Annotated in this window: 12 protein-coding genes; 2 read left to right on the forward strand and 10 right to left on the reverse strand. The window is 50.0% G+C overall.

All coding sequences use genetic code 11. The features are described 5' to 3' along the window. Positions 1-2: 2 nt before the first annotated feature. The 10 genes from QZ311_RS06050 to rsmH form a co-directional block, all read right to left on the reverse strand. The gene (locus QZ311_RS06050) at positions 3-899 is read right to left on the reverse strand and encodes a hypothetical protein (protein WP_297065413.1); all 897 of its coding nucleotides are present in this window, start codon (positions 897-899) and stop codon (positions 3-5) included. A 40-nt stretch (positions 900-939) separates the two neighbouring features. After that, positions 940-2328: a UDP-N-acetylmuramate--L-alanine ligase gene (gene murC, locus QZ311_RS06055; protein WP_297065416.1), complete on the reverse strand. Its 1389-nt coding sequence runs from the start codon at positions 2326-2328 to the stop codon at positions 940-942. Between the two features lie 52 nt (positions 2329-2380). Continuing rightward, a complete protein-coding gene (gene murG / locus QZ311_RS06060) occupies positions 2381-3511 on the reverse strand; it encodes an undecaprenyldiphospho-muramoylpentapeptide beta-N-acetylglucosaminyltransferase (RefSeq protein WP_297065418.1) in 1131 nt (376 codons plus the stop codon). Between the two features lie 89 nt (positions 3512-3600). Continuing rightward, positions 3601-4932 (reverse strand): FtsW/RodA/SpoVE family cell cycle protein, encoded by a 1332-nt coding sequence (locus QZ311_RS06065; protein ID WP_297065421.1) that lies wholly within the window; start codon positions 4930-4932, stop codon positions 3601-3603. An 83-nt stretch (positions 4933-5015) separates the two neighbouring features. Beyond that, positions 5016-6362, reverse strand: coding sequence for a UDP-N-acetylmuramoyl-L-alanine--D-glutamate ligase (murD, locus tag QZ311_RS06070; protein ID WP_297065424.1), 1347 nt, complete (start codon positions 6360-6362; stop codon positions 5016-5018). A gap of 33 nt (positions 6363-6395) precedes the next feature. After that, positions 6396-7661, reverse strand: coding sequence for a phospho-N-acetylmuramoyl-pentapeptide-transferase (gene mraY / locus QZ311_RS06075; RefSeq protein WP_297065428.1), 1266 nt, complete (start codon positions 7659-7661; stop codon positions 6396-6398). Positions 7662-7725: 64 nt separating this feature from the next. Next, positions 7726-9186 carry a UDP-N-acetylmuramoyl-L-alanyl-D-glutamate--2,6-diaminopimelate ligase gene (locus tag QZ311_RS06080; protein WP_297065432.1) on the reverse strand — a complete coding sequence of 487 codons (1461 nt, stop codon included), beginning with the start codon at positions 9184-9186 and terminating at the stop codon, positions 7726-7728. 35 nt (positions 9187-9221) lie between these two features. Beyond that, positions 9222-11306, reverse strand: a complete 2085-nt coding sequence (locus QZ311_RS06085) for a penicillin-binding protein (RefSeq protein WP_297065435.1) — start codon at positions 11304-11306, stop codon at positions 9222-9224. After that, positions 11306-11647 (reverse strand): FtsL-like putative cell division protein, encoded by a 342-nt coding sequence (locus QZ311_RS06090; RefSeq protein WP_297065438.1) that lies wholly within the window; start codon positions 11645-11647, stop codon positions 11306-11308. Before QZ311_RS06090 ends, QZ311_RS06085 begins: the two co-directional genes overlap by 1 nt. A gap of 39 nt (positions 11648-11686) precedes the next feature. After that, positions 11687-12607: a 16S rRNA (cytosine(1402)-N(4))-methyltransferase RsmH gene (rsmH, locus tag QZ311_RS06095; RefSeq protein ID WP_297065506.1), complete on the reverse strand. Its 921-nt coding sequence runs from the start codon at positions 12605-12607 to the stop codon at positions 11687-11689. A 264-nt stretch (positions 12608-12871) separates the two neighbouring features. On the opposite strand from rsmH, the gene QZ311_RS06100 reads away from it, so the two are divergent. Together QZ311_RS06100 and QZ311_RS06105 are read left to right on the forward strand one after the other, a co-directional pair. After that, on the forward strand, positions 12872-13453 hold the full coding sequence (locus QZ311_RS06100; RefSeq protein ID WP_297065441.1) for a non-canonical purine NTP diphosphatase: 582 nt from the start codon (positions 12872-12874) through the stop codon (positions 13451-13453). 96 nt (positions 13454-13549) lie between these two features. Then, positions 13550-15997 (forward strand): two-component regulator propeller domain-containing protein, encoded by a 2448-nt coding sequence (locus tag QZ311_RS06105; protein ID WP_297065446.1) that lies wholly within the window; start codon positions 13550-13552, stop codon positions 15995-15997. Positions 15998-16052: the final 55 nt, after the last annotated feature.

Below are 16052 nucleotides of genomic sequence, written 5' to 3' on the forward strand. Positions count from 1 at the left end.
TTTTAATGTTTCTGACTTGCCGGAATAGGCTTTTCAGAGTGGGCCTTTACACCGGGGACTGTCTGTCCGGGGGCTACCCCCTCGCCGGCAAGCATCGTTCCCATATCGACCGTCTCATCATCGTCATAGTGGACGGTCGGAACTTTCTGAGTGGCATGCCTGCGTTTCGAGGCCACAAGCTGCCCTTTCCATTTCAGAGTCAGGGTGTCGTATTTCTCCCAGCCCTGCTGGGGAAGCACCTCTTTATAGAATCTCTTAAGCCGTGAGAACTTATCATCAAAACCTTCAGGCGCGCCGATGTTGATGACATGTTCGCGGATGACCGGTACAAGAATGATGTCGGTCGGTGACTTGACCTTTATCATCGAGATATAGGAGTTCCACACCGAATCGTTAGAGATGTAGCTGAGCAACGGAAGCAGCGATTCAGGCGTGAAAGTCGAGTCGGGATATTCAAAACTTCCTTCAATCAAGGGGACATCCTTGTGGTAGCGCGCATCGGCGCTAACCTTCTTTCCGGCCTTGTTGATATAGTATGAACCTCCGGGATAAAAGACACGTGCTACCGGAATAATGGGCACAGCCTTGATGCGGATAGTCCCGTCGGTCATGCGCAGCACTTCCACATCCTCGATCTTGTCAAGGTCGAGCAGATGCTTGCGTATTTTCTGAGTATTTATGTTGGCGAGAGCCATTCCGGGAGCTTTCTCCGGGAGGGAGTCAAGTTCACGGGCAAGTTCGCCGGCAGTCACAAAGCTGTTGCCGCTGTCGCTATCCTCGACCGATATTTCAAAAGCGCGACATAGCTGAGTATCGGCCTCGCTCACTGTCATCGAGAGGGCGACAATGAGATAGACGACAAGCATCAATGAAAATATGACCTTAAGATAGTCGGACATGTCTATTCAAAATACGGTTTTTACGGTAAAAACAGCTTGATTATTCTTGCAGTGAGCCAATGATTTGAGGGATATAGGTGTTTATATCTCCGGCTCCAAGGGTTAGTAGGATGTCAAAGTTACGATTTTTCAACGTTTCCACCAATTTTTCTTTGCTAATTAAGATTTTATCCTCACATTTAACACTGTCAAAGATGATCTGAGAGCTTATACCGTCAATCGGAGCTTCCCGGGCAGGATAAATATCGAGCAAAACGAGCGAATCGGCAGCCGAAAGCGCGTCGGCAAATTCAGCCGCAAAATCACGTGTGCGTGAGTAGAGATGGGGCTGGAATGCGACTGTCAGTCTGCGGCCCGGATAAAGGGCCTTGACCGATTCGATTGACTTTCGAATTTCCTCGGGATGGTGGGCATAATCATCGATAATGACATGTCCCGCACCGTTATCTTCCTTGAGATGTGTCTCGAATCGGCGTTTAGTCCCGCGATATGAGCTTATGGCCTCGCGGATAACCTCAGGTTCCCACGCGTTTGTCAGACACACCGCAGCCACGGCCGCTATCGCATTCTCGATGTTCACCTCGACTGGGACTCCGAGATTCACGTTGCGGATAGTACCTCTGGGGGTTACGATGTCAAACGTTATATTGCCGGGTTCACGACGGATATATGTCGCATGGAAATCACCTTTATCGCGCGAATAAGTCAGGACGCGCACACCCTCCTGCGGTCTGGGGCGCAATTTGAGATCCTCATGAATCACAAGCGAACCGCCGGGACGGATAAGTTCGGTGAAATGCGCGAAACTCTCAAGATAAGCCTCCTCATCGCCGTATATGTCAAGATGATCCGGATCGGTAGCCGTAATCACAGCCACATAAGGAGTCAGATGATGGAAAGACCTGTCAAACTCGTCGGCCTCAATGACACTGAAATCCGACGAGGGGCTGAGAAGAAAATTAGTACCGTAGTTGATGAGTTCACCGCCAAGGAAGGCATTACATCCGACCGAACCGCTTGCGAGAATATGTGCGGCCATTGATGAAGTGGTTGTTTTACCGTGAGTTCCGGCAAAACAGAGTGAACGTGACGAACGGGTGATAAGTCCGAGGACGGCCGCGCGTTTCATGACATCGAATCCGTTGTCACGGAAATATACCAGAATCGGTAGATCGGCCGGAACAGCCGGAGTGTAGACGACAAGTGTAGTAGCCGGATTACGGAAATCAGCAGGAATCGTATCAGCACTCTCGTCAAATGAAATGTCGACACCTTCACTGCGCAACTCATCGGTCAGCGCTGTGGACGCACGGTCATATCCGGCAACCTTTTTACCCTTGGCAAGAAAATAGCGTTCGAGAGCTGCCATGCCGATGCCACCTGCACCGACAAAATATATATTCTGTATGTTAGTCAAGTCTTTGTTCATGACATATTCCCTTTAGATGATTATAAATGAGGAGCTTTATTGATAAGGATTTTTATCTTCCAAGAATTTCCGTTATCTTGTCGACTATTATCTCATCGGCGTTTTTCAAAGCCATTTTAGAGATTTCCCGGCTCAGAGCCTTACGTTTTTCAGGCTCGTCGATAAGCTCGGAAATAGTCTGAGGCAGTTCACGGACGGCATCGGCATCGAGAATCATCACGGCAGCACCATTGGTCGACAGGGCCTCGGCATTATGCCTCTGATGGTCCTCGGCCACATTTGGCGAGGGGATAAGGATGCACGCCTTTGCAAGATTCTGAAGTTCCGAAATTGTCCCCGCACCGGCACGCGACACGACTAAATCGGCAGCACGATAGGCGGTAGCCATATCCGATATAAAGGTCATGGCTTTAACATTGTCATAACCGGCTGCCGTCGACTGGAATTCTTTTTCGCCATAGCGGCCGGTCTGCCACAAGAGACTGATACCCTTGTTGTGAAGCATGGGGAGCGAGGCGGCGATAGCCTCGTTTACGGTGCGCGCACCAAGGCTTCCACCTACAGAGAGAATCAGGGGACGGTCGGCATCGAAGCCCAGCTTAACTTTCGCTTCGCGCTGCGACAACGAACAGCCGTCGAGATCGCTACGCACAGGGTTTCCGGTCTTGATTATAACATCGGCCGGGAAGAAACGCTCCATGCCGTCATATGCCACGCATATAGCCTCAGCCTTGCGTGCAAGAAGTTTGTTGGTCACGCCGGCGTAGGAATTCTGCTCCTGCAGAAGTGTCGGGACACCCTGCTTCTGAGCCTGTTTCAACACCGGACCACTCGCATAGCCTCCCACACCGATTGCAATGTCAGGCTTGAATTGGCGGACAATCCTGCGGGCCTTGCGGAGCGATTTCCATAGTTTAATCAACACTCCGAAGTTACGCCACAGACGCTTGCGGTCAAATCCGGCCACAGGCAATCCCTCGATAGGATAGCCGGCTGCCGGGACACGCTCCATCTCCATGCGGCCTTGCGCACCGACAAAAAGGATGTCAGCATCGGGATAACGACGCCTGATGGCATTCGCTATCGAAAGCGCCGGGAAGATATGTCCACCCGTTCCTCCGCCTGAAATCAGCACTCGTTTCACGGCGGGACTTCCGTTACCTTGATTCCTTGAATCTGTCATAGTCGTATCTTCGTTTATTATTTAGAAACCTTTAAAAGTGGTAATTTACATTTCAATTACAAATTTAACACTTATAAAGCCTTTATTGCTCACAACTGCATCTGATTTTCTGCATCGAACTGTTCGGGAAGTGCATCAATCTCATCGCGTATATCCTGTTTACGGCTTCCCTGCCGTGTGGCTGTCCGGCTTATCGAAAGCATTATTCCGAATGCTATGGCGGTGACTGCAATTGAAGTTCCGCCTTTCGACAGCAATGGGAGCGGTTGGCCTGAAACCGGGAAGAATCCGCTCACAATGCCCATGTGGAACAGGGCCTGAAACACAATCATGATAGCCATGCCGATGACCACAAGAGCCGGATAAGTGCGGTTGCAGTGCGAGGCTATGCCCAAAGCGCGTCCGAGCAACCACAGATAGAGAACCAGCACCACGATTCCACCGATTAGACCGAGCTCCTCAATGATAATCGCAAATATATAGTCGGAAAAAGCCAAGGGCAACCGCGAAGCCTCACGTGAATTGCCCGGCCCTACCCCATAGATGCCACCATTGGCCTGTGCCATGTATGAAAGAATCTCCTGACGGTTCTTGCCCGTTGCCGGAATTTCCCATTTAGGGACAGAATCCTGACCATGACGCTGAAGACGGGCAATCCATGTGTCGAGACGTGTCGGATTTTTCTTCTCCTTGCCATCAATCATTTCAACCTTCTGCTCGGCATCAGCCGGAATATCTTTCGGTTCGCTTAATAGCAGATATAATATAAAAACTCCGCCACATGCGGCATAAGCAACCGTAAGGACCAGAAGATGGACAAGCCTCACGCCGCCGACAATCATCATCGAATAGCTGATAGACAACAGAAGCAATGTGTTGGTCAGACCCTGCTCAATCAGCAGACCACTTAGCATCAACACTATAACTCCGGAGTAGATCACAGCATTCGACGTAACGCCAACCTTCTGTGTGTTGGGATTCCACGACATGACGAGGGCTATCAGCAACACAGCCGACAATTTGACCATTTCGGCCGGATAGATACCTATACCTAAAATCGTAAGCGACCGTCGTGCACCGTTGACAATCTCACCGAAAAACATCACATAGACCATCATGACCACACTGACAGCGGCAAATCCGAGAGTCAGTGGGATGAACTCCGAGTAGTGGCGTTTCGACAGGAACCAGACAATCAGAGCACCGCCGCCAAGCATGACGAGATGACGTATGATAGGCCCCATCACACCTATCGACGAACTTGCGACCTCGCGCGACGAAGCGCTGTAGAGTTCGATTGTAGATATGATGCACAGGGCTATGAATATACCCCAGATATGTTTGTCGGCCTTGGCGACAGCCTTCGGTTTTACGGTTGACTGCTGCTCATCGACCTGAATGGAGGGAGATTCAACTGACACTTATTTCTAATTATTAAGGATGAATTTATTGATGACAAAGTATTGAGCTATGTGGAGAGAAGGACCAAGCCTTGACCGAAGTTTCAAGCCTTAAGCCTTCCGACCTGCTCCTTGAACTTGCGGCCTCTGTCTTCGTAGCTACTGAATAGATCAAAGCTCGCACAACATGGCGAAAGCAGCACAGTGTCGCCCGGAGATGCGATCGACGCACATTTTCCGACAGCTTCTTCAATGGAATGTGTGTCGTAGATTTCCGGGACTTCATTGCCGAAGAAGTCAAGCAGTTTTGCGTTATCCTTGCCCATGCAGACAATGGCCTTGACCTTCTCCCTGACCAACGGAAGGATTTCACTGTAATCGTTGCCCTTATCCTTGCCGCCAAGAATCAGAACCGTATTCTCCGGCATAGATTCAAGCGCATACCAGCAAGAGTTGACATTGGTAGCCTTGGAGTCATTGATATAACGCACTCCGTTGACTGTCGCAACGTATTCCAGCCTATGTTCCACGCCCTCGAAATCGCCGAGAGCCTCGCGGATTTCTTCCTTGTCAATATCAAGGATGCAGGCCGAAAGAGCCGCCGCCATAGAGTTGTAGAGATTGTGGAGACCGTTGAGCGAGAGTTCCGCACGCGGCATGTTGAGCGAGGTTTCAGGCGTATCTATTACGAGCGAAGACTCATCGTCGACCCAAGCACGGCTTCCCTGCTCATGGTGTTCGGCAAAGGGAAACATCTGCGCCTCCGTACGTATGCGTTCAAGCTGGCGGGCAATCACAGGGTCATCCTGCCAATAGATGAAAGCATCCTGCGGAGTAAGATTGTTAAGAATGCGGAACTTGGCATTGATATAGTTCTGCATCTTATACTCATATCTGTCAAGATGGTCGGGGGTGATGTTGAGAATCACTGCAATATTCGCCCTGAACGAATACATGTTTTCCAACTGAAAACTTGACAGCTCGATGACATAGACATCATGATGGTCACGCGCGACCTGAAGCGCAAGACTGCGGCCGACGTTACCTGCGAGGCCGACATTGAGGCCTGCATTTTTAAGTATATGGTAGGTGAGGAGCGTGGTGGTAGTCTTGCCGTTGCTACCGGTGATGCAGACCATCTTTGCATCCGTATAGCGTCCGGCAAACTCGATTTCAGAAATCACCGGAATACCTTTCTCAGTGATAGCCTTCATGACCGGGGTCGAAGGAGCTATTCCGGGACTCTTGACCACCTCGTCGGCTGCAAGAATACGATCCATGGAATGACGGCCGTCCTCCCACTCGATGCCTTCTTCATCAAGCTGCCGACGATAGTTGTCGGCTATCGTTCCATAGTCGCTTAGAAAGACGTTCATTCCTTTTTCCTTGCCGAGGATGGCGGCTCCGACACCGCTTTCTCCTCCGCCGAGTACTACGAGATTTTTTGACATTTCGTTGTTTTTTTATTGTTGAGGTCAGGATTGTTACCTGATTTTAAGAGTTACAAAAGTAATGACGGCAAGGAATATGCCGACAATCCAGAAGCGGGTGACAATCTTCGACTCCGGAATAGCTCTTAAAGGAGCTTGAATCAGAGCCTCGATTCCCGAATTGCCCGGTTTCTGATAGTGATGGTGGAGCGGGGTCATCTTGAATATGCGACGACCCTGACCATACTTCTTCTTGGTGTATTTGAAATAGGCCACCTGAAGCATGACAGACAGGTCCTCCACAAAAAATATCGCGCACAGTATGGGGATAAGCAATTCCTTGTGGATGAGGATTGCAAACACGGCTATGATGCCACCGATGGTCAGCGAGCCTGTGTCGCCCATGAATACCTGAGCCGGATAGGCATTATACCACAGGAAGCCTATCAGCGCCCCGATGAAAGCCGACATGAACACAACGAGTTCCGACGACTGCGGTATATACATTATATTAAGGTATGTCGAGTAGATGACATTGCCTCCGAGATAGGCCATGATGGCAAGAGCCACACAGATGATAGCCGATGTCCCCGCGCACAGCCCATCAAGTCCGTCGGTAAGATTAGCACCGTTACTTGTAGCCGCCACGACGACAATGACCACGATGACAAACACAATCCAACCTCCGGCCTGTGCATAGGGCCCCATCCATTGTGTAAGATAGGCATAGTCAAAGTTATTGTCCTTGACAAAAGGAATGGTTGTCTGTGTGGATTTCACATCATGCGAATCCGAGATATATACCGATTCAACATTATTCTCTGTAGATTCAACCGGTATAACCTCACGCTGAGTTATGTCAGGGCTGAAATACATGGTAAGACCGACGATAAGGCCGAGTCCGACCTGACCGATAATCTTGAACTTGCCTTTCATCCCTTCCTTGTCGTGTTTCGCCACCTTAATATAATCATCGCAGAAACCGAGCGATCCGAGCCAGATGGTCGATATTATCATGAGCAACATATATATGTTACTGAGATCGCCAACAAGCAGACAAGGGACAAGTATGGATATGATTATTATCACACCTCCCATAGTCGGAGTACCCGTCTTCTGCATCTGGCCTTCAAGCCCGAGGTCACGGATAATCTCACCAACCTGCATAAGCTGGAGACGGTCGATGATCTTACGTCCGAACACAAGCGCGATGAAAAGCGACAGCAGCAGCGCCGCTCCCGAACGGAAAGTGATGTAGCTCATCAGACGAGAGCCGGGGAAATTATATTCCTGTAGAAATTCAAACAGATAGTAAAGCACTTTTCTTAATCTGATTTTTTACGTTTTGGTTAAAACAATCGCGTTCTTTATAGTAGCACGATTGTCACTTTTCGTCAGCTATTATCTCCATGACCACCTCGCGGTCATCGAAATGATGCTTGACACCTTTGATTTCCTGATAATCCTCATGGCCTTTTCCGGCAATGAGAATGACAGATCCCTTGCCGGCAAGGAGAGCGGCAGTACGTATGGCCTGACGGCGGTCGGTTATGTGGAGAGTCCGCTTGCGGGCCTCTTCGTCAAGCCCTTCCTCCATATCGTGGAGAATATCCTCAGGCTCTTCAAAACGAGGATTATCCGAGGTGAGAATCAAGCGTTGGCTGCGGGCTGCAGCCTCTTTTGCCATAATCGGACGCTTACCCTTATCGCGATTGCCACCTGCACCGACAACGGTGATTATCTCGCCGTCCTTGCCGATGACCTCGCGTATTGCATTGAGGACGTTAACAACTGCATCCGGAGTATGGGCATAATCGACGATGGCCGTGTAGCCCTTGGGCGAATGGAATGCCTGAAAACGGCCGGCAACCGGAACAAGACGCGACATCTCGCGCAACACATCCTCTTTCGGCCATCCGATCAACACACACGCACCGTAGACGGCAGTAAGGTTGTAGGCATTGAATTTTCCGGTGAAAAGGAGTTCCACTTCATTGCCGTTGAGCGAAAGAAGTGTTCCGTCGAGTCGCGACTCAACAATACGGCCACGGAAATCAGCATCGCTGCGCAAGGAGTAAGTGTAGCGATGCGCGCGCGTGTTCTGCAACATCACTTCTCCAACTTTATCATCTGCATTGGTGAGGGCGAACGCCTCGGCAGGCAGCATGTCGAAAAATTTCTTTTTGGCGGCCAGATAAGCCTCGAAGGTCTTATGATAATCCAGATGGTCACGTGTCAGATTTGTAAAGATTCCTCCGGCAAAATGCAGCCCGGCTATACGCTGCTGGTCGGCGGCATGTGAACTGACCTCCATCGCGGCATACTCACACCCTGCCTCCACCATGAGATGGAGCATCTCGTTGAGAGTATAGGGGTCAGGAGTCGTATGGTCTGTCGGATATGGCTTGCCGTCCACATAATTGCACACCGTCGAGAGCAGGCCGGTCTTATGACCGAGCAGGCGTGACATCTCATAGATAAGCGTAGCGGTCGTCGTCTTTCCGTTCGTGCCTGTCACTCCGACCAGCTTCAGTTTTCTCGAAGGATTGTCGAACCACTGCGAAGCAAGATAGCCGAGGGCAATAGCCGACGACGGGACAACTATATAAGTCACATGGGTGGACAGTTCCGAGGGGAGTTCCTGACACACCACTGCCACAGCCCCCTTTTCTTCGGCCATAGGAATGAACTTATGGCCATCGACACTCACTCCGGGAACGGCAACAAAAAGTGTTCCGTCCTCAACCTTGCGTGAATCCGATGTGAGAGCGGTGATGTTCTTATCATCACTACCGATGATTTTTATAATGTCAAGCGGGGAGAGAAGCTCTTGAAGTTTTTTCACTATGATATGTGTTAGAATGTGATTGTATTCATTGATTAATTTCCAAGGACAAGTCTTACACGTGTCCCCCGAGGCGCTCTTGTTCCCGCAGCCGGTTTCATCGACCTGACATATCCGGAACCGGAGTAAGAGACATTGTAGCCTGCCGTTTCAAGCGCGACAAGCGCTTCACGGAGACTGTAGCCCTTGACATCAGGGAGAGTTCCTTTTGATGTCGTTGCAGGCGATTTGAGAGCCCGGTGCGACGGGAGTGAAAACTCGGCCTTAACCCGGTCGTATGCCTTGCGCCCCATCGATGAAGCATAGAAAGTAGGCGCGTCGTTCGACGGAATCTTGCTACGGTAATCGGAACTGTTGCCCAGCATGCCGCGCGAGTATAGTTTGAGCGCGATATTGCGGAGTACCTGACCGGAAGTGGTAGCCGCGCCGAAATAGTTCTTTGTCGGATGACAGGTCAGAACCACGCACGAGTATTTCGGATTATCGGCCGGGAAGAATCCACAGAAAGCAAGGCGTTTCTTGCTCGGGTTATACGAACCGTTTTCAATCATGTAGCACGTGCCTGTCTTTCCTGCAATTCTGACTGTGTTGTTGCGGAGAAAACGGCCTGTGCCGTGATCTCCCCACACCACATTGGTCAGCATCTGACGTAGGATTCCTGCAGTGCGCTGCGAACATGCGCGGCCATCGCCCATATAACTTACCGGCATCACCGAGTCAATCGCACCCTTGACCTCCTTGACAAGACGCGGACGGACGAAAACACCGTCATTGGCGATGGCGTTGTAGATGGCAAGCGTATAAAGAGGCGGAATCTCTGTCGCATAGCCATAGCTCATACGCGAAAGGGCTATGCGGCCGCCACGGTCACTTGCGATACTGTCAAACCGCGGGGGGACTTCGCCGGCAATACCGGTGTTCATCGGTTCGAGAAAGCCGAGAGATTTCACACGCGAGTAGAAAGCGCCAGGATTGTCATTGTATTTTCTGGTGATGATACGGGCCATGCCGATATTGGATGACTGTTCGAGGACATCCCCCGCACGTATCGACGCCGAATAGTGTGAGTCGGTTATGGGGCGTCCGCCTGCATAGGCCCATCCCGCACCGGTCGGAAGCGTCTCGTCAAGATCCGGAATCAGTCCGTCCTCCACAGCAATCATCATCGAAAGCGTCTTGACCACCGAACCCGGCTCATAGCCCATCACGGCACGGTTGCGGGCTTCGACATATCCTGCGCCTCTCGGGTTGCGTTCGAGATTAGAGATTGCTTTTATATCACCGTTTCTCACATCCATGAGCACGGCCACTCCCCAGTCTGCGCCACAGGTGTCAAGCACGTTGTTGAGCTCGCTCTCGACAATATCCTGCATATTGATATCGATTGTCGTCACAATATCACAGCCCGGGATAGCCGGAACATCGGTCCAGTCAGTAATCTTTTTTGTAAGATTTATCATCTTGCTGTAACCGATTTTACCGTACAACAGCGAGTCAAGAGCCTTTTCGAGACCGGAAATACCATGTATCTCCTTGCTCTCTTTCGTTTCACCGACACCACCGATGCTTCGGCGCGCCATGTCGCCATATGGATTGAAACGGCGCATGTATTTCTCGAAAGTCAATCCGTTGCGGTTACGGTTTTTTATGCTGAAAAACGGGAATGTCCTCAGAGTCTCCATGTCGGTATGCGACAGTCCCGACATAAGCTTATAGGCACGCGGACGTTTCTCGCGCACCTTGTCAAGAGGTTTCAACAGATGTTTTTTCCATCCGGCTGCATCTCTCACAGGAAAATGCTCAGCCATCCGCGCTGCAAGCTGGTCGATTGTGTCGCGAAACAGCTTTTCGTTGAATTTTTCAGCTCGATAGTCAATTCTGGCTGTATAGAAATTGAGATTTGTCGCAAGGACACTACCGTCAGAGGCAAGGATATTGCCTCGCGGAGGTACTATGACTTTACTCTGCGAGAGAAGTTCGTTGGCTCTATGATTCCACTTATCGGCATCAATTATGGTCGTGTCGCATAGTTTCATCACTATACGCGCCGAGAGAACCAGAATGAGCACGATGATGATGCCGTAACGGAGAAGAATATGACTGCGGTTGTCCTTTTTCACTATTTTGGAATCTTATAGGGTGGCTGGGACTGTACTTTCAGATTGAGGTGCAGAGAATCTACCAACTGTTGCATCGATGTCTCACGGATACGGCCCATGAAAGCACTGCGTTCCCGCGACTTTTCGTTGTTTACGATTTCAAGCTTACGTTCAAGGTCTGCGATTTTTTCCATATTGGTCTGGCAGGTGTACTTCGTGGTGATGTAGACCATTGCAACCACTACACCGAGAACCACCGGAAGCCAATGACGGGCGAAAAAGTCGCTCGACAATATCTGCCCCCTGAACAGGCGGGATATTAATGACGGACGCCTTGAGGTTTTGACTGTTCGTGTTGCCACTTCTTATGTTTTTGAGTTGAGAGTTAGCGTTATGGATATCTACAATTTTAGCGCTACGCGGAGCTTTGCGCTGCGTGAGCGGGGATTACGCTCAATCTCCCCCGCGTCAGGAACAATCGGTTTGTTGCCGAGCGGTTTGAACGGAGCGTTGATTTTTCCGAAAAAGTCCTTGTCGGCTTTTCCGGCAAAATCGCCTGTCTTCATAAAATTCTTGACCAGACGGTCTTCAAGACTGTGATATGTGATCACCGCAAGCCTTCCACCCGGTTTCAGAACTTTCAACGCCCCTTGCAACAGTTCTTTCAGAGCGCCCATCTCGTCATTGACTTCAATGCGGAGAGCCTGAAAAATCTGGGCCAGTTCCTTTTTCTCCTTACGCGGATCGATGTGAGGTTTCACAGCCTCGACAAGCTGTCCGATTGTTGTCAGCGGAGCTGACTGGCGCGCCTTCACAATCGAACGTGCCATTGCCCGGCTTTGTTTCAATTCGCCATAAATGTAGAGAATATCAGCAATTTTCTCCTCCGGCAATGTATTGACAAGATCAGCCGCCGAATGTGACGCCTGACGGTTCATACGCATATCGAGCGGTCCGTCGAAACGGAAAGAAAACCCTCTTTCGGTATCATCGAAATGATGGAACGACACTCCAAGGTCGGCCAATACTCCGTCGACTCCGTCCACGTCATAGTAACACATGAAGTTTGTGATAAAACGGAAATTGGAATAGACCATTGTAAAACGGTCGTCGGCCGGCGCTCTTTTCACCGCATCCTCATCCTGATCAAACGAATAGAGATGGCCACCCTCCACGGCATCAAGACGTTCCATTATCGCACGCGAATGCCCACCACCACCAAACGTGGCATCGACATATATGCCACCGGGATGGATGTCAAGAGCATCTATTGTCTCGGGGAGCAGCGCGGGAATATGGTAAACTTCTTCAGCCATAGAGATTAACTTGCAAGGGATAGTTTAGAGGGTGTAAAATTACAAAAATTTACAAAACTAAACAGCATAAAAACCACACTTTTTTTCACAATTTATTCTTATCATATTAAACACTTGTTAAACACTTGGCAATCAGACACAGCACCAGAATCGCATAAATTTACAAATGCAAATCATCTGAAAGCCCTCATAATGGCCTCCCGATGTAAGATTCCCATAAATTTAATTCCGATAAGCAATATTAAAATACCGAATACGTTTATAATTAATATGCAAGATATAGTATTCGCGACAAACAATTCCCACAAACTTGAGGAAATCCGCCGTATAGTCGGTGGAAAATTCCGTGTATTGTCACTAAAAGAGATTGGCTGTGAGGACGATATACCTGAAACAGCCGACACCCTCGAAGGAAACGCCGTCATGAAGGCACGTTATGTAAAACAGCATTACGGCTATGATTGTTTTGCCGACGACACAGGCCTCATGGTAAATGCCCTTGACGGTGCGCCCGGTGTCTATTCGGCCCGCTATGCCGGGCCCGGCCACGACAGCGCCGCCAACATGTCGTTGCTGCTAAAAAACCTTCAGGGAGTGACCGACCGCAGCGCCAGATTCGTCACGGTCATCGCGCTGATTCTCAACGGAGTCGAAATGACATTCGAAGGACAGGTGAAGGGCAGGATTCTCACCGAGCCACACGGTGTCGACGGATTCGGCTACGACCCGATTTTCCAACCCGACGAGAGCGACATGAGTTTTGCCGAAATGAGTCCGGATGCAAAAAACGCCATAAGCCATCGTGGCAGAGCGACGGAAAAGCTCATGGCCTATCTGCAGGCGGCCGACTGATTGGCCGACAGCTTTATTTCCGGCCGGCGGCATCTCTTTCCCCCAGAAAATAAAATCACCACATTAACCTCTCCACCCCCATTGAAAATCACTGCAATGTTACGAAAGCTGACCCTATTGCTCCTTGCACTTCTGCCGGCTGCCATAAACGGCCAGCTCGCCACCGGCAGCTGGAAAGTCTATCCGGCCTTCGGAACTCCCGACCGCCTGATTGAAACCCCGCAGTTCGTCTACCTCGCAACATCCGGTTCTCTCCACTCTTACGACAAAGTCAATGATGAAACCCGCTTTTTCGAGCCACAAGTAGATATCGCAGCCGGCCGCATCAAGGATATTTTCTATAATTTCGACCGACACTATCTTTTTGTAGCCTACGAGGACGGTAACATCGACATTATTCCCGATGAAGGAGAGCGCATCAATCTTCCCGACATCAGGAATGCCAATGTCGACAGCAAGACAATCAACGATGTGAAGTTCGGCGACGGCAAAATCTACATTGCAACCTCATTCGGTTTTGTGATATACAATGACAATTCTTTCGAAGTCGATGAGTCAGGTATTTTCAATGTCAATGTGACAAATATCGCCCTCACACCGGACAACATTATCCTCGTGACCAACCCACGGGAATGGACCTACTATGTGACCACATCGCCTAAAAACGGACAGCATCACACAATCGACAAGTTCACATTCCTTGTCCAGATATTCTCTGCACCCAAGGGCTTAGTCCCATTAGGCAACAATAATCCGGCAGGCGACACCCACTTCGCCGTCTATTGTAACAACACGAAACTCTATCATCTGTCAATCGCTGCAAACAACCGCAGCGCCACTCTCGAAGAGACTCCCGTCACGAATACAAAGTCCATTTTCACTGCCGACGATGGTGTCTATGCCATCGCTGACGGAAAACTTCTTCATTTCACAGCTCCTTGGACACAGACTTTGGACATCACACTGCCTGAGCCGTTGCTCAACAATGCGATTTCAACCACCGATGGCCCGAAGTCGCTATGGTCAGCCGATGCCAGCGGACTGGCAAACTACCGCATTGAAGAAAACGGTTCGCTCACTGTCATGCGCGACCGATATCGCCCGGCAGACGCCACCACATTTTCCGACATCTCCCACATAATCCCCTTGACCGACAACCGTGGTTTCATGATCGCCAACCACGGCATGAGCGCCCATTTTGCTGTCGGCAACGGAGACTTCCTTGATCTGGTGTATTCCGGCAACATGATTGAAGACGGAAATGTAACGGATATCGACGCGACCGAAGACCTTACGTTCAAATCATCCGCCTCAGCCGATGGACGCCGCACCAAAGGCGACTATATTTTCTCACCGACATTCCTGCTTGAAGATCCCGATGACCATGCAATCCATTACATCGGTTCGGGAATCGAAGGCATCTACGTTGTCAAAGACGGACGGCAAATCGGAAAATTTGACGAAAACTCTCTCATAAACAAAAACGTAAACTGGGCATGGCGACCAAGCACCGCCCAGTTCGACAAACATGGCAACCTGTTGGTCGGAGTATATACCGAGGATAAAACATGGCCACCTCTGATTGTGCTTCCGGCCGATAAACGCCGTAAAGATCCGTCGACAATCACCAAAGAAGACTGGATAGGACTTGACATGGGCGGAACAATCTCCCAACGCGACATTGTCATGCACCAGTGTGGCAGGATTCCGGCCATATTCATGTCAGATGCCCAGGCAAAACAAGGATTCTCCGCCTTACATTATGGAAATTCAATCACAGATCCGTCCGACGACACAGCTCTTGTCGTTTCGACACTGACAGATCAGGACGGAAAGATATTTTCAACCGACTATATCCTCTGTTTTACAGAAGACCAGCGCGGACGCGTATGGGCAGGAACTACCAACGGAATCTTCGAAATCACAAATCCTGCCAACGTCTTTTCGTCTGATTTCCGCATCAACCGTCTCAAAGTCCCCCGCAATGACGGCACTAACCTCGCCGACTACCTGCTGGAAACTGAAAAGATATATGCCATAGCCGTCGACGCCGCCAATCGTAAATGGATTGCCACCGAAGGCTCTGGCATCTATCTCGTCAGCGAAAACGGCGACGAGATTCTTGAGAATTTCAATACCACAAATTCGCCACTGCCCACCAACTGCATCACGGACATCTATGTCGATGCAAACTCAAATTCACTTTTTGTCTCGACTCTGAATGGCCTCTACGAATATTCGTCGACCGCATCTCCCGCCCGTCCCGATTATTCCGATGTCATCGCTTACCCCAACCCTGTCACCCCCGACTATACCGGCCTCATAACAATCCGTGGACTAATGGATGAATCACTTGTCAAAATCATGGATGCAGGCATGCACCTCGTCTACCAGACACGGTCGCAGGGAGGCATGGCTACATGGGACGGCTGCACAATGAACGGCGCGCGCGTTAAAAGCGGAGTCTACTACGTATTCGCATCCGTAAGCTCCGAGACCGACTCTCAAGGCGATGTCGTTGCCAAAATCCTTGTTGTTAATTAGAACTTAATTTAGAACTCTCAACCCCGTAAGGATGTTTTGATACTATATTCTGCTC

The organism is uncultured Duncaniella sp. (genome assembly GCF_910578445.1).
Taxonomy (GTDB): Bacteria; Bacteroidota; Bacteroidia; order Bacteroidales; family Muribaculaceae; genus Duncaniella.